The organism is Candidatus Thiodiazotropha sp. AKAK2 (assembly GCF_058244685.1).
Genome location: NZ_JBSYOP010000033.1, coordinates 234,041 through 251,950, shown reverse-complemented (window position 1 = coordinate 251,950; position 17,910 = coordinate 234,041). Strand labels below are relative to the sequence as shown.

The following is a 17,910-nucleotide window of genomic DNA, read 5'->3' as shown; positions in this document are numbered from 1 at the left end:
TGATTGGATTAATTCTACCTGATTGATCAGGAAGAGTGCCGGGGTTGTGGCTTTCCACAGTAAAGGATCCAGACGGGTTGGCCGATAGGTAACTCAAATAGCGGATTATTTTTGATCGGCAAATTTCAATCCATATCTACGTTGGTCGGACGATGTTGGCTTCTCTACAATCAAAAGGACGGGGGTTTTTTCTACTAGGTATCTTGCTGATGCTTGGTAGGCCCGATTTGACCCTGTCTGGCGCCATGTCATTGGAGTCGCAGATCTATATGGCAGGACTGCATGAATCAGAGTGGGTATTTGCCGGGTCTGATATCAGCTGTGAACTGCGCCACAAAGTACCTCAGTTCGGTCAGGCCATCTTCCGCCGTATTGCCGGTGATGACCTGTTTTTTCGAATCAACAGTTTCCAGCCGATTCCCGAAAAACTGGAAGCGACCTTAAGGGAAGTCTCTCCCGCCTGGGAGCATCGCTTACCGGATGATCTGCAACAGCATCTGGTGATCCACACTGGCATGCGACCCATCCAATTGGGACGCAAACCGGCCGGTTGGTTGTTGACTTCACTCTCCAAGGGGCAGGTCGGCAGTTTTGACTTTCTCGATTGGGACGACAGTCGCAGGCAGGTGCATGTGCGGTTGTCACCAGTGAAGTTTCAGAAACCTTATCGTGAGTTTAAACAGTGCCTCAGCCAACTCTCAACCGATGGCTTCGAGACATTGAAGGAGTCAACTGTACTGTTTGCCCTGGATGTCCACGATCTGGATAAAGAGGCAAAGCAGCGGCTGGATCGCTTGGTTAACTATATCCTGGCGGACGAAAAACTGGCGGGTATCACCGTAGCTGGCCATGCGGATGATCAGGGGAGTCGTCGCTACAACAAGAAGCTCTCTGCCAGAAGAGCGGCAACAGTCTCCAACTATCTGGTCTCCAAAGGTGTCGATGCAGCTATTATCCGCAAGCGCCATTATGGTGAATCCAGGCCGGCGATCCCAAAACGGAGTGAGCGGGCGAGGGCAGCCAACAGGCGTGCAAAAATCAGTCTCAGCCGTGGTGACAGGTGATCAGAGGAGTCTGATCCTTCAACCTTGATTCTTTCCAGGTTAATTCAAACCAAATCGGTACTGCGTAGCTTTGGTCATGCTTCTTGACTAGAATCATGGCTAGGGTCAGTTGATACGAATCCATTCAGCCCTCAGGGTTGTGCCCGAAATAGCACAGCTCAGCAATGCTTGCCGCCCACCTTACATACCCAAACTTTTATCCTCGCGCTTTGACTTGCGCATTTTCAGGGGCGGCAGGGTCAAATGGATTCGTTTTAGCAGGCCCAAACAGGCTTGTTCAAACAATTAATAACCTGATGAGGGGAGTATTGATGCTTCCGGCACACCATGTGCAGGGTGACCTATATATCTGAACAACGATAATCACAAAACTTGAGGAGACAGACTTATGGCACGTGTTGCGCTCGTGACTGGTGGTACCCGGGGTATTGGCGAGGCGATCAGCCTGGCACTGAAAGAGGCTGGTTATACTGTGGCTGCAAATTATGGGGGTAATGATAAAGCGGCAGAGGCCTTCACCCAAGCTACCGGTATTCAGGCCTTTAAGTTTGATGTCAGTGACTTTGAGGCGGTAGAAAAGGGAATCCAACAGATCGAACAGGACCTCGGGCCGGTCGATGTGCTGATCAACAATGCGGGCATTACCCGTGATGCAACCATGCACAAAATGTCCTTTGAAAACTGGGACAAGGTGATTCAGACCAATCTTGCCTCCTGTTTCAACACCTGCCGTGCGGTGATCAATGGCATGCGTGAAAGAGGTTTCGGACGTATTGTCAATGTGGGTTCGGTGAACGGTCAGGCCGGACAATACGGTCAGGTGAACTATGCTGCAGCCAAGTCCGGCATTCATGGTTTTACCAAGGCACTGGCTAAAGAGGGGGCCGCCAAAGGCATCACCGTCAATGCGGTGGCGCCAGGTTACGTCTCAACCGATATGGTCAGAGCGGTGCCGGAAGACGTTGTGGCTAAGATCATCAAGACCATCCCGGTAGGCCGACTGGGTGAACCGGAAGATATTGCCCGCTCAGTACTGTTTTTGGTTGCCGATGAGGCGGGCTTCATAACCGGATCCACATTGTCGATAAACGGTGGGCAACACATGTACTGACGCCGGGCTTGTCTGGTGGTTTCAGTGTGGTATTGAAAAACTGACCATTGATGCCGCCAGCGCCGCTCGCCCTGGATGAAGTTTCCCTTGATGCAGGGTGTAGGGTTGCAGAATCCTGCGGATATCGACCTTTGGCAAAGTTACCTTGCTGCAGCGCCTTGGGTCGGTAGGAGATTGCCGTATATCTGAACGCTATTTCACTAGGGCCTGTTAAGACTAATCCATCAGGCCCAGCCCTTCGGGTTGCGCCTGACAAAGCGCCGCTCGTCGTTCATTTGGAATAACCAAACTACACTCCTCGCGCCTTGATTGGCACTTTATCAGGCACAACAGGGCGTATTGGATTCGTGTTAATAGACCCTGGTTTATCTAATGTTTTTAGGCTCTTTGGAGGTTAAGTTTCAATCAATTCCGCCGTTATGTTAATGAGTAGAGCTGAAATGATTTATTTGGGTTCTAATTCATAACATCAAGAACTAGCGTGCCATGAAAATCAATACTCCAGTCACCGATCGAAACGTTGATGTCCGTAATGATCAAATCATTTTATCGACCACGGATCTCAAGGGCAGTATCACCTATATCAATCAGGATTTTGTTGATATCAGTGGATTTCAGAATGATGAACTGATTGGTAAAAATCACAACATCATCCGGCATCCGGACATGCCGCCCGCCGCATTCGAGGAGCTGTGGACAAAGATCAAAGCGGGCAAGCCGTGGATGGGAATTGTCAAGAACCGTTGTAAGAACGGGGACCATTATTGGATCGACGCCTTTGTCATGCCAATTCTCAAGGATGGTGCCGTGGTGGAGTATCAGTCGGTGCGTTACCGGGCAAAATCCGATTGGATCAATCGGGCCAAACCGATCTACAAAGCACTGCTCGATGGAAAAGCCTTTAAACAGGGTTTGTTCTCCCGCCTTTCTTTGACCAACAAACTGATTTCTGGAAATCTATTGGCATTGATTCCGGTGCTGTTGACCATGTTGGTGCCGGGCTTGAGCGCCTTCAGTCCACTGGGGCTGCTGGTTACTGCATTGCTCTCGATTGCAATCAACTGGTCTTTGCTTGGTGCCTTCAGGAAACTGGTGCAACGATCCCAGGAGATTGTTGATCAACCGGTGATGCGACATATCTACACCGGATCGGACGATCAGACCGCTCAGGTGGAACTGGCATTGAAGATGTATGAATCCCAGATCAATGCAATTGTCGGGCGGATGACCGATGCCACCCAGAAAATGCATATTGTGGCCGATATCAATGTGCAAACCTCACAACAAACCCGGCAGGGGATGGATGCTCAACAGAATGAGCTGACTCAGGTTGCGACCGCCATGACCGAGATGGCTGCCACGGTACAGGAGATTGCTGCCAATGCCTCGGCGGCGGCCGACTCAACCCGTATCGGGCAGAAACAGGCGGGTAGCGGCAAGGAGGTTGTGGAAAAGACGATCAATGCCATCAATGTCCTGGCAGTGGATATTCAGCATACCTCAGAAGTGATCCAGAAACTGTCCACCCACAGTGAAGAGATCGCCAAGATTCTGGAAGTGATCAAGGGTATTGCGGAACAGACCAATCTGCTTGCCCTGAATGCCGCCATCGAGGCTGCAAGAGCTGGTGAGAATGGTCGAGGCTTTGCTGTTGTGGCCGATGAGGTCCGAACCCTGGCGAGCCGCACCACGGAATCCGCCAGAGAGATCGAGGAGATGATTGAGCTGTTGCAGAATGGCAGTAAAGAGGCGGTCGGCGCGATGGACAAGAATCGTGAGAAAGCGGAATCGAGTGTCGATCTGGCTGCCAAGGCGGGGGAGGCCCTGGAAGCGATCTCCGGTGCAATCGATACGATCACCGAGATGAACACGCAGATTGAAACCGCCTCGGAAGAGCAGAGCACCGTAGCTGAAGAGATGAACAAGAATGTGCTCAATATCAGTCATGTGGCCGACAGTACGGCGGTTGATGCAAAACAGGTTGATGAAAAGACCCGTGAGACCCTGGGCACCATTGAACAGCTCAGCCATCTGGTGGGGCAGTTCATGCATAAAGGTTGATCTTACTGGCCTGGATTTGCTCTTCTTGGCCCAGTTGCAATCTTAGTTATCGCATTGGAAACAGATGAAGTAAATCGTCTGGTCTGTAGCTCATACAGGAACTTCTCTGTTACTGTACTGAGAACTGTCCTGATGTAATGAGAATCGACTAAGCTCGGAACTCAGCCGGATTTCATTCTGGCCATCTGGACATTTCATCGATTCTCCGCAATATTCAGCAAAATATCAGTTTGTTACGCTAGACTCAGATACAGGGTGCTTACCTATCTGAGTATTCAGAGTCAAAAGCAGCTAGTGTTATAAATCTGACCCAAGATCACGATTGTGAAAATACTATTGGTAGAAGATTCCGTACGTCTGCAGCGTTCACTATCTGCCGGCCTCAAAAGGCATGGATTTTCTGTGGATCAGGCATTTGATGGTGAACAGGCGCTGAGCTACATAAGACATAATCGATATGACACGATTCTACTCGATTTAGTGTTACCTAAGATCGATGGTTTGAATGTGCTGTCAACCCTGCGTAATGAGGGCAATAATGACCAAGTGCTGATCCTGTCAGCTAATGACCAAACGGAAGATCGGATACGCGGTTTGGATCTTGGTGCGGATGACTATATGGTTAAGCCTTTTTCATTCGATGAACTGGTTTCCCGTCTTCGGGCATTGAACAGGCGTCACTCCGGCATAAAGAATCCTGTTCTTGATATATCAGGTGTTAAAATAGATACAGTGTCGCGCCTGGTAAGCTTCAACGAACAGGTAGTCAATCTTACGCCGCATGAGTTTAAATTACTGGACTATCTTGCCCACAGGAGAGGGCGTGTATTTTCTCATGATCAACTCATTGATCAGCTATACGATGCGGCCAGCTACGTAACACGCAATGCTGTTGAAGCCCATATCAGTTCGTTACGAAAACGTCTGAAGGAATCCGGTGCGCCAGGGCTTGTGAAAACAAGACGCGGTTTTGGTTATTTGGTTGAATAGATTCCCGTGAAATCGATCCGCAGCAGGCTAAATCTTACAATTATCAGCACCTTGGTGTTGATTTTGTCGCTAACCGCGGTATTTCTCTATTTTCGTATCTCACAACATGTGATCAAGGTTTATGACAGTGCCTTGTATGACAAAGCCAATGCGTTGATTTCCCTGACCGAGCTCGATGAAGAGGGTCTGGAATTCGATTTTTCCGAAGATGGTGTGATGAGTGAGTTCGAACTGGGGGAGCATGCACACTACTATCAGCTTTGGGAACTTGGCCGTGATTTATTGATTAAATCCCCGTCGCTTATGGACTCAGATCTGCCATTGACAGGAATTGCCCTGGGAAAACACCATTTTGCTGATCTTACTCTGCCGGACGGCCGTGCAGGCCGTCTGATAGAGATCAATTTTGTGCCTCGTGTCGAGATGGATGATGAAGAGGAAATTGTTGAAATTCCGCAGCCGAAACCGATCTCCATGGTCTATGCCCGTGAACGAAAAAAACTTGACGACACACTATTCGCAATTGGAGTGACCATTTTCAGTATTGTCGTTATTGTACTTCTGGCAACTGCACTGCTGGTTTGGCATCTGGTAGGTAGAGGGCTGTTGCCACTCTCGACATTGGCCAGGCAGGTGAGTGAAATCGATGAATCGAGCTTGAGTGCGCGACTGCGTCAACCAGGTAATCAGAGTCTTGAGATTACACCAATTGTTGACCAGTTAAATCATCTTCTGCAGAGACTGCAATCTGCTTTTGAGCGGGAAAAGCGTTTTTCATCCAATGTTGCTCATGAGTTACGTACCCCACTCTCTGAACTGAGGACTCTTTCAGAAGTTGCACAGATGATGCCGGAAGACAGGCAGCAACTCATCAAGTTCTTCAAGGATGTGGGAGAGATATCCAACCAGATGGAGAAGGTTGTTATCACAATGCTCGAATTGGCAAGATCGGACGCTGGCCTATTACATAGTGATCCCGAAGAGATCAAACTGTCGGCCATTTGCGACTCAGTTTGGCAGATGGCGATTAATGATTATGGTTTTGGCAAGAAGCTGGTCAAACATATTCCTGATGGTCTGATCATCTCCACAGATCGCGAAAAATTTTCGATGATACTCAGCAATATTTTTGTCAATGCGATCAGCTACAGTCCAGAAGAGGCGGAGATCGAATTGAGCGTGGAAATTCACAGTGAGAACTTGGTTATCAAGGTCAAGAATATGGCGACAGACTTGAGGCCAGAGGATATCGTACACATGAAAGATCGTTTCTGGCGTAAGAATAAATCACAAGGTGAAACCAGTCATTCTGGCCTGGGGCTGACATTGGTCTATGCATTGGCCAGAATTCTGAAACTTGATATTAGCCTGGATCTTGATAACCAGAGTATTTTTATGATTACGATCTCTGGCGTACCGCTGGTAGTGGAATAACGGCTCGCTGGTAAACTTCAGCAGCTGATAGATAAACGTATTGACAGTAATTAGTGAAATTTATAGACAAAGTCGATGCCAATAAAATCAAGGTGTTTTTCAGGGTACTCGGCAAATGCTCTGCCAGGCTTGAATTTGGCGTAAGTGAAAAACAGTTCGAGGGTTTCTTCATGCTCTATGCTGAGGATAAGATCCAGCTCTGTACCTAGATGTCGACTGTTACCGGAAGGCTCCACTTCAATACTGGCATTGCGTATCTCATCGGACAACACCTCCTGCTTGTAGTCAAATCGCATTAAATCTACTGCCATATCCTCAGCAAACCGCCATTGTAGGCCGATCATGTCAACTTTAAGGTTGGATAATTCCGGCTGAAACAGTTCACCATAGGATTCAAAGTCACCTTGCAATCCTGTCTGGCGGTATGATTTGTTGTCTCGATCGTCCAGGTTTGCATCGCCAGAGCCTCGGGCGCCGGCAATGATCAACGATAACTGGTCATATACGTAGGGCGTCCAGCGTAGCAAGTAGCCGCTGGCGGATGCATCAACATCTTCACGCTTCAGTTCGCTGACCTCGATAACATCTGCGGAGAGCTCTTCAAACTCATAAAGTGTCGATCTGCCGTGTATCTCAGCGTAGTGCAGCTCTAAATCAATCTCTCCAATCAACTCAATTTCGATATCTGCAACATAACTGAGTCCCTGCCAGGTCAGGTCTGCGTCCTCTTCATCAATTCTTGAAAACTCCTCAGAGTCACCGATGTGATGTGTTGATGAGTTATCATTCTGTTTGAGGTAATAAAAGTTAAGAATCTGTCCATCGAAGAGCTCCCAACTCATACTAAGGACCAGTCGTTGAATCTCATCCATTTCAGGATCGATAAAATCTTCATCGGTGGATTCCACCACCTGCTGCTCAGCTATGGCAACAAATGCCTCGAGGTCTTCATACCACATCTGGAGACTGATGAGATCCAATTCGTCATCCCACCAGGACCACCAGTGGCTGATACTCTCATATTCGACACGACCGAGTTTTAATTCAGAATCAATGACATCACCGAACAAGTAGGCAATGCCGATCTCTCTGAACTCCAATCCTGAGTGGTTGGTTTTAATGTCTGCGTTTTTTATAATTTCGCTTTCATCAATCAGCGCGCCAGTGAAGAATAGACTGAACTGATCATCATGGCGGTATTCCAAGTCAAACTCGATTTCCCTGTCCTGCTCTAAAAGTTTATTGTTCAGGTCGTCTGTGCCAAGGCTTAATCCATCTAATACGTTGAATTCGATGCCAATTTCAATGTCACTGTAAAGCTGGCCACTATTTTCGGCAGTAGCCGGTGATAGATGGAAAAGGCAGGTAAAAATCGTGTACGGAAGTAGTCGCCGCAATGCTCATTCCTCAGGTTATCTTCAGATAGATGAAATAAACTCTCCAGGAACTATGTGGCTGGTAGGCCTGTGTCTCTAGCTGGTATTGGATCAGCAGTTGTCCGATTCTTATTGTATGGGGGTGTTATTCGAATAGATAGAGCATAACAAAAACAATCTTTTATAAAAACAAAAAGCGCCGCTGATCGACGCATTAATCAGTGGTTTGGCCAGCTATTCTCTATCATTATTGAAATGGCATGCATAGTCGCCGGCTCAATAGCTTTTCAATCGTCGATGTCGACTTTGAGTATCGTGCCATCAAGCTCAATGATGGCTTCAAGTCTCTTCCCTTCGTGCACAAAGTCGACTTCATAGACCTTCTCTCCCTTATAGGTTTCTTTTTCAACTTCAGTAATTCTCGCACCAGGATAGGCTCCCTCGACGATCTTTCTTACATCACTTTTACTGATTGCTAGAGCGTGACTTGTAAAAATTGAAAGTCCGATGAGGAGCAGGAGGGTGATTTTCATATGTGGCTTCCTAATAAAAGTTTTCGACAACAGAGGAGCGAAAGTTAATTAAATTCAGTCAAATTTCAGTTTTCCATCAGCCTAACTTCAGATCGAGAGTAGAAAATATCTTATGCATGGAGCATGAAAATATCAATTAACAACAGAGGAGAATATCAGATGAAGCAAGTAACACTACCCCTATACCTTGTTACTGCAGGCTTTATTCTAGCGTCAACTCACACCATTGCCGGTGACGATGTGCCATTTGATGAAGCTGAGCTTTTTTTCGAGCTAAACGACACCGATGGTGATTTGGGTATTCACGGCAAGGTTGACGGTGATGAGTGGAAACGCCTTCAAATTGAGGATCCATATGATCGTCGCATGATGTCGGTACGGGCTAACGGGCGCCTCAAACGACAGGGAATCACAGAGCTCTTTTTCGAGAGTGCTGAACCGACATTTGATGAGTTGGACCCTACGAATTTCTTTAAAAGATTCCCGGAAGGTATCTATGAGATAGAGGGTGTCACTCTGGATGGGGAGGAACGAGAAAACGAGGTCTTTCTGTCACATGTCATTCCCGCTGCACCAAATAACGTGACCATTAATGGTGTGCCGGCGGCTGAGGATTGTGACGTAGAGCTGCTACCTGTTGTGACTGCGCCTGTAACCCTCGCCTGGGCACCTGTAGTTGATTCACATGCCTGGCTGGGAAAGGGTGGTAATGTTGAGGTGCGTTACTACGAGGTTGTTGTCGAGATCGATGATACCGATTACAAATCAACCAGTATCATTCCTGGTAATCTGACACAGTGGACCGTATCCGATATGAATTTTTTCACACTGTCAGAGGAGGGTGAATATAAGTTTGAGATTCTTGTCAGGGCGGAGAGTGGGAATAAATCCGCTGTTGAAAGCTGCTTTATTGTTGAATAGTTATTATTAACCCGAACCCCTCCCGTCAGGGAGGGTGTTGCTAGGTGAACAAAACCACAATGAACGTAACTCAAACTCTCCTATTGATACTGTTTTCACTTGGTGCTGCTTCTTGGTTTTACAATTCTCAGAGTAACAAAATAGAAGTTGGGACTGATCAGGCTACAGAACAAGAAATTTTTAAGACCACTGTAGAGAAAACTGTTTTATCAGAAATAACTCAATTGCAAACTGCTTCCACTCCTGAAGCATCTGACTCATCGGCTATCGTCAGCCGGTATCCTACAGAAGAAATGATTGGCGTTGATTATGAATCGATAGAGATACTGGTAGAAGAAAAGACACCTGATGATAATACGATTGAAGAGTTAAAACGCTTATTAAGCCATAGTGATCCAACCCGGCGTCTTGCTTCAGTTTATGCAATTGGCGAATATAAGAGTCATGATGCCATCACAGATCTTATGCAAGCCCTATATGATCCTGACCCGCGCGTCAGAGTGGCCGCTGTTGAGTCACTCGCGATGCTGAGTCATGACACTGAGATTGGCTATCTGGAGCCTGCACTCTATGATTCTGACAATCATGTGAGAATAACGGCTGTATGGGCCATCGCAGATGTTGAAAATGAACAAGGTATTTATCTGTTGGCGCCACTGTTGTCTGACAGCAGTGCGGAGATTCGAATTAACGTCGTGGCAGCACTGGGTGAAATTGGTGACACAGCATCAATACACTACCTTGAGAACCAGCTGAATGATACTGATGAAAGGGTACGTTGGAGTGCGGCTGAGATTTTGAAGGAAATTGCAGCCGATTATTGAAGGCGTCTGCTGAATAAACACACGACTGGCCTGATGTTGTATCTGTAAGCCAGGCTGAATTCACTTTGGAAATAGTTGGTGGGCGCAACAGGGATCGAACCTGTGACCTCTGCAATGTGACTGCAGCGCTCTCCCAGCTGAGCTATGCGCCCGACGTGGTGACGCATTCTAGATCTACAGCCACTTGACGTCAATTGTCCAAAAATTATACAAATTCGGCATTCTCCACGGTTTAAGCTTACGATTCAGTCCTGGTCTGTTAGAATTTCCGATTTGCTGCAACTGGATGAAACCACCGGATCATGACTGTTCGTACCCGTTTTGCTCCCAGCCCAACCGGCTATCTACATGTGGGCGGTGCTCGTACCGCACTGTTTTCCTGGCTCTATGCACGTAAGCATGGGGGTAAATTCGTCCTGCGTATTGAGGACACAGACCTTGAGCGCTCCACCGCCGAGTCGGTGAATGCCATTTTGGAAGGGATGACCTGGCTGGGGCTGGAGTACGACGAAGGCCCTTTTTATCAGACCAAACGGTTCGACCGCTATCATGAGGTGATTGAACAGCTGCTGTCGAAGGGATTGGCCTATCGCTGTAACTGCAGCCGTGAGCGTCTCGATGATTTGCGGGAAGCGGCGATGAATCGTAAGGAGAAACCCAGATACGATGGCCATTGCCGGAATCATGATGTCAGTCCCGATGAACCCCATGTAATCCGCTTCCGCAATCCGGATAGTGGTGTGGTGTTGGTTGATGACCTGGTACGCGGTCGGGTCAGTTTCAACAATGAGGAGCTGGACGATCTCATCATCCGTCGAACCGATGGCTCCCCCACCTACAATCTGACGGTAGTGGTTGACGATCTCGATATGCAGATCAGCCATGTGATCCGCGGTGACGACCACCTGAACAATACCCCCAGACAGATCAATATCCTCAAGGCGCTGAATGCTGAGCCCCCCAAATATGGGCATGTACCGATGATATTGGGGGATGACGGCGCGCGGCTCTCGAAACGCCATGGCGCTGTCAGCGTGATGCAGTATCGGGAGGATGGTTACCTGCCTGAGGCATTGCTCAATTATCTGGTGCGCCTGGGGTGGTCCCATGGGGATCAGGAGATCTTTTCCATCGACGAGATGATAGAGTTGTTTGATATCGATGGGGTCAACAAGGCGGCATCCAGTTTCAATACCGAAAAGTTGCTGTGGTTGAATCAGCACTACATCAAGCAGGATGATGCGAAACGCATCGCCCATCTACTGAGTCCCCATATGGGGGATCTGGGCATCGATCCCGCCCAGGGCCCTGACCTGACAAAGGTCGCAGAGGCGCACCAGGAGCGGGCCCGTACTCTGGTAGAGATGGCGGAGATGAGTGCATTCTGCTATCAGGATTACGATGAGTTCGAAGAGAAGGCTGCGAAAAAGCATCTGCGGGGTGTGGCCAGAGAGCCGCTGCAACGGATGCGCGATGCCCTGTCCGAGTTGGAAGATTGGCAGGAAGCGGCGCTGCATGGGGTCGTGGAGCAGGTCTCAGAGGCGTTGGAATTGAAGATGGGGAAGGTTGCCCAGCCACTCCGGGTGGCCGTGGTGGGCCGGGCGGCATCGCCAGGCATCGACACAACCCTCTACCTGGTTGGCAAAGAGGCCTGTCTGAGACGCATCGATAAAGCCCTGGACTATATCACTCAGCGTGAAGCGGCTGCCGGTTAGGCAAAGGCACTACCAGAGCGATATTTCGTAGAGAAAACACTTGCAAGAAGCCAAAGTAATGAGCGAACTGGATCAGAGCGACAACACACCGACGAACTTCATTCGACAGATCATCGACCAGGATATCGAGCAGGGCAAGCACGATGGTCGGGTGCACACCCGTTTTCCACCGGAGCCCAACGGCTATCTGCACATCGGCCATGCCAAGTCGATTGTGCTCAATTTCGGCATTGCCAGGGATTACCAGGGGCATTGCAATCTGCGCTTCGATGACACCAATCCGCATAAGGAGAATATGGAGTTTGTCGAAAGTATTCAGCAGGATGTACGCTGGCTGGGATACGACTGGCAGGACCGTCTCTTCTATGCCTCAGACTATTTTCAACAACTCTACGATTTCGCGGTAGAGCTGATCAAGGCTGGCAAGGCCTATGTTTGTGACCTGGACGGGGAGCAGATGCGCGCCTACCGGGGCTCCTTGAAAGAGCCAGGCCAGGAGAGTCCCTATCGGAGCCGCTCCGTGGAGGAGAACCTGGATCTGTTTGCGCGCATGAAAGCCGGTGATTTTGCTGATGGAGAGCGGGTGCTGCGGGCTAAAATCGACATGGCTTCGCCGAATATGAATATGCGGGATCCGACCCTCTACCGGATCCGTCATGGGGTGATTCATCACCAGACAGGTGAAGCCTGGTGCATCTATCCCATGTATGACTACACCCATCCGGTTTCAGATGCCCTTGAGGGGATTACCCACTCCCTTTGTACCCTGGAATTTGAGGATCATCGTCCCCTGTATGACTGGGTGCTGGATAACATCACCATTCCATCTCATCCCCAGCAGATCGAGTTCTCACGACTCAATCTTGAATACACGGTATTGAGTAAGCGAAAGCTGACCCAGCTGGTGGATGAGGGCTTTGTGGAAGGCTGGGATGACCCACGCATGCCGACAATTGCCGGGATGAAGCGTCGAGGGTACAGCGCTGCCTCAGTCCGTGAGTTCTGTCGACGCATCGGCATCACCAAATCCGACGGACTGGTCGAGATTGGCATGCTGGAGACCTGTATCCGTGAGGACCTGGATGCCCGTGCGCCCAGGCGTATGGCCGTGATGCATCCACTGAAACTGGTGATCGAGAACTATCCGCAAGATCAGCAGGAGATGCTGGAAGCGGCCAACCATCCCAAGGATGAGTCGATGGGGGTTCGCCAGATCCCCTTCAGTCGGGAGATCATTATCGATCAGGCCGATTTCCGTGAGCAGGCGAACAAGAAGTTCAAGCGTCTGGTAACCGGCGGCGAGGTGCGGTTGAGAAATGCCTATGTGATCAAATGCGAAGAGGTGGTAAAAAACAATCAGGGTGACATTGTTGAGCTTCGCTGTAGCTATGATCCTGATACTCTTGGGAAAAATCCCGAAGGGCGTAAGGTTCGCGGGGTCATACACTGGGTCTCCGCCAAGCATGGCGTGAAGGGTGAGGTTCGACTTTACGACAGACTTTTCAAGCAGGCGAATGCCGATAAGGTTGAAGAGGGTGGCCGCTTTACCGATAACCTGAATCCGGACTCATTGCGCACCCTGACTGAGTGCTATTTCGAGCCTGTGCTCGCCGATGCAGAGGTTGAACAGGCCTATCAGTTTGAGCGGGAAGGCTATTTCATACTCGACAGTGTTGAAGCGGGTCGCCAGCCGATGGTCTTCAACCGGGTGATCACCCTGCGGGACTCCTGGGCAAAAATTGAGAAAGGCGGCGGTAAATAGTTGTATGACCAGATCGCTCACAATTGTGGCTTCAGGCAGGTTCTGATTAAAATTGGTTTGTCGAGAGATTTTGCCCTGTGCCAAGGGGCTGATCACAGCGGGAGAAGCTGCAAAAACCTCTGTCAGTTAATTGGCTGGGGTTTGCATCGAAAAATCTGCTGAAGATGTGAAAAAAATCAGTGGACAAGCGGGAGATTATCCCCTAACATGCCCGCCTTTCTGGGGCCATAGCTCAGCTGGGAGAGCGCAACACTGGCAGTGTTGAGGTCGGCGGTTCGATCCCGCCTGGCTCCACCAAATTTGATTAAGATTGGCCCGGATTTATTCCGGGCTATCTTTTTCAGGGTTATGCTGGCCTCTCAAGGTCATCACTCGATTGCCCGACGGGGTAGCGGTATGCTCTGGATCGACATTCTGATTATCGCCATCATTGCGCTCTCGGCTATCATCAGCCTGATCAGAGGTTTTGTGCAGGAGGCGTTGTCTCTCGCCACCTGGATCGCTGCATTCACAATCGCCTGGCTCTTCTTTCGTCCCCTCGCCGTGGAACTGACTCCCTGGATCGATGTGCCCTCGATACGGCTTGGTGTGGCCTTCGGGCTTATTCTGATCGGTATCCTGATCCTCGGTGCGATTATCAACCACTTCATGAAAGTATTGGTTGCTTCTACCGGATTGAGCGGTACCGATCGGATGATCGGTATTTTCTTTGGAGTGGCCCGTGGTGCGGTCATGGTGGCAATTCTGGTCCTGTTGGCCGGTCTGACACCGTTTCCGAATGATCCGTGGTGGAGTGAATCGCGCCTGATTCCCTATTTTCAGGAGATGGCGCTTTGGTTGAAAGGCTTTCTGCCCAGCGACATTGCTGATAACTTCCACTATTGAGTGACAGGGATTGGTCGAAATGAATGGTTTGGGAAATTACGCTGGCCAAGGACTCAATAATCTGTCCCGGCCAATGTTGGCTCCCATGCAGACCCTGGAGAACTGAACATGTGCGGTATCGTGGGTATTGTCGGTAAGACACCGGTCAATCAATCCCTTTATGATGCATTATTGGTGCTACAACATAGAGGTCAGGATGCTGCAGGTATCGTGACCTGCCATAAGGGCAAGCTCTATTTGCGCAAGGCAAATGGACTCGCCCGTGACGTGTTTCATACCCGTCATATGCTGCGGCTGAAAGGCAATATGGGACTTGGGCATGCCCGATACCCCACCGCCGGGTGTAGTTCATCAGCAGAAGCCCAGCCCTTCTACGTCAACTCACCCTATGGCATTACCCTGGCGCACAATGGCAATCTCACCAATGCCAAAGAACTGACAAGGGATCTGTTCGTCGAGGATCTGCGTCATATCAATACCTCGTCAGATTCCGAGATCCTGCTCAACATCTTCGCTCATGAACTGCAGATGCAGAACAAACTGCGTATCGCGCCTGAAGATATCTTCAAGGCGGTTGCCGGTGTGCATCGTCGCTGTCGGGGTGGTTATGCGGCGGTTGCGATGATCCCTGGTGTCGGTTTGATCGGCTTTCGTGATCCCTACGCCATACGTCCGATTGTCTATGGCAAGCGGGAAACGGATCAGGGTACGGAGTACATGATCGCTTCTGAAAGCGTTGCCCTGGATGCCTTGGGATTTGAACGGGTACGGGATCTGGAGCCGGGTGAGGCGATTTTCATCAGCAAAGAGGGGCAGTTCTACGCCCAGCAGTGTGCTGCCAATACGGTCAAATCCCCCTGTATCTTTGAATTTGTCTACTTTGCCCGTCCCGACTCCATTATCGACAATGTGTTTGTACACAAAGCCCGTTCCAGAATGGGCAAAAAATTGGCCAAGAAAATACTCAGGGAGTGGCCGGATCACGATGTGGATGTGGTGATTCCAATACCCGATACCAGCCGAACGGCGGCATTGACCCTGGCCAATGAGCTGAAGGTGCGCTATACGGAAGGTTTCATCAAAAACCGCTATATCGGTCGTACCTTTATCATGCCTGGTCAGACTGTGCGTAAAAAGTCGGTCAGGCAGAAACTGAATGCCATCGATCTGGAATTCAAAGGTAAGAATGTTCTGCTGGTGGATGATTCCGTGGTGCGTGGCACCACCTCTCAACAGATTGTGCAGATGGCAAGGGACGCCGGGGCCAGAAAGGTCTATTTTGCCTCTGCCGCACCACCGGTGATCTACCCCAATGTATATGGCATCGATATGCCCTCTGCGAGTGAACTGGTTGCACACAACCGTACCATTGAAGAGGTGCAGGAGATCATAGGTGCCGATCGCATGATTTATCAGGATCTACAGGATCTGATCGATGCGGTGATGAAGAAAGGCAAAACCGATATCGATCGATTTGATACGTCGGTATTCAGTGGCGATTATGTCACCGGGGATGTGAGTGACACCTATCTGGAGCAGCTGGAACTGTTGCGTAACGATGGCGCCAAATCCCAGAGTGAGATGGCGGACAGAAGTGTCATCGATCTGCACAACGATAGCTGAGTCCCGATCAAATTACCTTCAATATTGCACGCTTGATGGGTTTAGCCGGCAGTGACACTCGGTTGTGCGCTGTTACTCAGCCTGGGTTCACAGCCATGAAGTCGGTCGAAATAGCGTGCCCGGTAGATCAACCGGGGAGCGTCCCCATCTTCGAACCCGCTTCTGGTATGTAAGACGTTATTACAGATCAATCCCTGACCCGCCATCAGTTTACCCCTGAAGTGCCACTCCGATGGGGTGTGCAGGATCGATTTCAGGAAGCTGACCGCTTCACTCAAACAGGCATCCTCACGCCAGGCGATACTGCGACTTCGATCCGTATAGCGCATGTGCAGATGACCATCGGGATAGATGGCGAAGACAGGGCCACTGCGGGCTGGCCTGATCTCTTCATCATCAACCACATTGGCTGGTATCGTCATCGCCTGCGGATGCATCAATGCCCGGATGTAGTCCGGGTTTTCATCCATGATACGAATGAACACGATCTCATGATCCAGCAGGTCGTTCTCTCCGCCCTTTGTGGCAGGATTTACACAATGCAGCAGCAGTCCGTGGATCTGGTGTTGCAGGTCGTTGTAGTAGCCATCAGTGTGCCAGGCGATCGGTCGATCTGAGTAGGGGATGTAGCCTCTATGAAGGGCATCAGACTGCACGGTCAATGAGGTGATGGCGTCATTGTCGGCACACATATTGTGATCCAGTCGCTGCAGGCCGAAACGACTGCCCAGCTGCCGAATGATCTGTTTGTCCGCATCATGCCCGGAAAGTCCTGCCCAGATTGCCATATTCGACTTGCGGCAAAGCTGCTGGAGTCTGTCATGCTCCGCCTGGGTGATATTCCGTGGGTCACCGATCTCCACGATCAACGACTCCAATGAGCTTGGATAGTGCTTCAGTTTTGCATCCCGCCAGGCTGCATAACTGTCTGAATTGTCGGGATTAAAGGGTGATAATGCTTGGCTTGGCATGGTCCGGATTTTCGCACATTCAATGAACTGCTGATATGATACTGCGGTTAGGCCGTGCCTGCTAATACCAATCTCATTGGCCTGTTTAAGGAAAAGATCAATTTTTACTGATGAGGCTCTTTGCCATGTATGCCGTATCCAGACGCCCATTGATGCCAAAAGCTTTGACACTGCCGTTGAAGATTTTGCCCGTTAAAGCCCATGGTTTGATATTGAGTACCTTACTCAACCGGGTATTCCGCGCACAGCTCGCAGAGGGTGAGCTTGATTTTCTCGAAGCAAAGGTCGTGCAGATCAAGGTCAGTGATGCAGCGCTGAATTATGCGTTGACCATGCGGAATGGCAGACTCGCAGAAGCGGGAGGCCAGCCGGCCGATTTGACGATTACCGGCTCTGTTTACGACTATCTGTTGTTGATCGCAGGCAGGGAGGATCCCGATACACTGTTTTTTCAACGCCATCTGGTGATGGATGGGGATACCGGTTTGGGTGTTCATCTGAAGAATATGCTGGCGGCAGTGGAGCCTGAAGAGCTGCCTATACCCCGGGAATTCAGAACGATTGTGGAGCGTGGATCGCGGCTCTACGAACGGGTGCTTTGAAACGACGCAACCGGCCTGAAGGGCGGGTCATTCACTTG

At 49.8% G+C, this 17,910-nt stretch carries 15 protein-coding genes and 2 tRNA genes; 13 read left to right on the top strand and 4 right to left on the bottom strand.

The features are described 5' to 3' along the window. The first annotated feature begins 209 nt into the window (after positions 1–209). From AC4IE8_RS16395 to AC4IE8_RS16375, 5 genes are all read left to right on the top strand, one after another. A complete protein-coding gene (locus AC4IE8_RS16395; protein WP_490791483.1) occupies positions 210–1,064 on the top strand; it encodes a flagellar protein MotY in 855 nt (284 codons plus the stop codon). 388 nt (positions 1,065–1,452) lie between these two features. After that, positions 1,453–2,175: an acetoacetyl-CoA reductase gene (gene phbB, locus AC4IE8_RS16390; RefSeq protein WP_490791482.1), complete on the top strand. Its 723-nt coding sequence runs from the start codon at positions 1,453–1,455 to the stop codon at positions 2,173–2,175. A 486-nt stretch (positions 2,176–2,661) separates the two neighbouring features. Then, positions 2,662–4,236 (top strand): methyl-accepting chemotaxis protein, encoded by a 1,575-nt coding sequence (locus AC4IE8_RS16385; RefSeq protein WP_068995533.1) that lies wholly within the window; start codon positions 2,662–2,664, stop codon positions 4,234–4,236. Between the two features lie 324 nt (positions 4,237–4,560). Next, positions 4,561–5,226, top strand: coding sequence for a response regulator transcription factor (locus AC4IE8_RS16380; protein ID WP_068995534.1), 666 nt, complete (start codon positions 4,561–4,563; stop codon positions 5,224–5,226). A gap of 63 nt (positions 5,227–5,289) precedes the next feature. After that, positions 5,290–6,660, top strand: coding sequence for an ATP-binding protein (locus tag AC4IE8_RS16375; RefSeq protein WP_490791481.1), 1,371 nt, complete (start codon positions 5,290–5,292; stop codon positions 6,658–6,660). A gap of 50 nt (positions 6,661–6,710) precedes the next feature. Here AC4IE8_RS16375 and AC4IE8_RS16370 read toward each other — a convergent pair whose 3' ends face one another. Together AC4IE8_RS16370 and AC4IE8_RS16365 are read right to left on the bottom strand one after the other, a co-directional pair. Then, positions 6,711–8,057: an alginate export family protein gene (locus AC4IE8_RS16370; RefSeq protein ID WP_490791480.1), complete on the bottom strand. Its 1,347-nt coding sequence runs from the start codon at positions 8,055–8,057 to the stop codon at positions 6,711–6,713. Between the two features lie 266 nt (positions 8,058–8,323). Beyond that, positions 8,324–8,569, bottom strand: coding sequence for a PepSY domain-containing protein (locus AC4IE8_RS16365; RefSeq protein ID WP_068995537.1), 246 nt, complete (start codon positions 8,567–8,569; stop codon positions 8,324–8,326). Between the two features lie 159 nt (positions 8,570–8,728). Between AC4IE8_RS16365 and AC4IE8_RS16360 the strand changes: the two genes are divergently transcribed. Together AC4IE8_RS16360 and AC4IE8_RS16355 are read left to right on the top strand one after the other, a co-directional pair. Beyond that, positions 8,729–9,490, top strand: coding sequence for a hypothetical protein (locus AC4IE8_RS16360; RefSeq protein WP_068995538.1), 762 nt, complete (start codon positions 8,729–8,731; stop codon positions 9,488–9,490). Between the two features lie 44 nt (positions 9,491–9,534). After that, positions 9,535–10,314 carry a HEAT repeat domain-containing protein gene (locus AC4IE8_RS16355; protein ID WP_490791479.1) on the top strand — a complete coding sequence of 260 codons (780 nt, stop codon included), beginning with the start codon at positions 9,535–9,537 and terminating at the stop codon, positions 10,312–10,314. 76 nt (positions 10,315–10,390) lie between these two features. On the opposite strand, the gene AC4IE8_RS16350 is transcribed toward AC4IE8_RS16355, so the two are convergent. Beyond that, positions 10,391–10,466, bottom strand: a tRNA-Val gene (locus AC4IE8_RS16350). 150 nt (positions 10,467–10,616) lie between these two features. On the opposite strand from AC4IE8_RS16350, the gene gltX reads away from it, so the two are divergent. The 5 genes from gltX to purF all read left to right on the top strand — a co-directional run bounded on the left by gltX (position 10,617) and on the right by purF (position 16,299). Next, positions 10,617–12,029 carry a glutamate--tRNA ligase gene (gene gltX / locus AC4IE8_RS16345; RefSeq protein WP_068995540.1) on the top strand — a complete coding sequence of 471 codons (1,413 nt, stop codon included), beginning with the start codon at positions 10,617–10,619 and terminating at the stop codon, positions 12,027–12,029. Between the two features lie 58 nt (positions 12,030–12,087). Next, positions 12,088–13,791, top strand: a complete 1,704-nt coding sequence (locus AC4IE8_RS16340) for a glutamine--tRNA ligase/YqeY domain fusion protein (protein ID WP_068995541.1) — start codon at positions 12,088–12,090, stop codon at positions 13,789–13,791. Positions 13,792–14,012: 221 nt separating this feature from the next. After that, positions 14,013–14,088: transfer RNA gene (locus AC4IE8_RS16335), tRNA-Ala, on the top strand. 51 nt (positions 14,089–14,139) lie between these two features. Then, entirely contained in the window at positions 14,140–14,676 is a 537-nt protein-coding gene (locus tag AC4IE8_RS16330) for a CvpA family protein (RefSeq protein ID WP_490791478.1), read from the top strand. A gap of 108 nt (positions 14,677–14,784) precedes the next feature. Continuing rightward, positions 14,785–16,299, top strand: coding sequence for an amidophosphoribosyltransferase (gene purF / locus AC4IE8_RS16325; protein WP_068995542.1), 1,515 nt, complete (start codon positions 14,785–14,787; stop codon positions 16,297–16,299). Between the two features lie 41 nt (positions 16,300–16,340). Here purF and AC4IE8_RS16320 read toward each other — a convergent pair whose 3' ends face one another. Beyond that, positions 16,341–17,270 (bottom strand): TauD/TfdA family dioxygenase, encoded by a 930-nt coding sequence (locus AC4IE8_RS16320; RefSeq protein WP_068995543.1) that lies wholly within the window; start codon positions 17,268–17,270, stop codon positions 16,341–16,343. 110 nt (positions 17,271–17,380) lie between these two features. On the opposite strand from AC4IE8_RS16320, the gene ubiT reads away from it, so the two are divergent. Further along, entirely contained in the window at positions 17,381–17,872 is a 492-nt protein-coding gene (gene ubiT / locus AC4IE8_RS16315; RefSeq protein ID WP_068995544.1) for a ubiquinone anaerobic biosynthesis accessory factor UbiT, read from the top strand. The last annotated feature ends 38 nt before the right edge of the window (positions 17,873–17,910 follow it).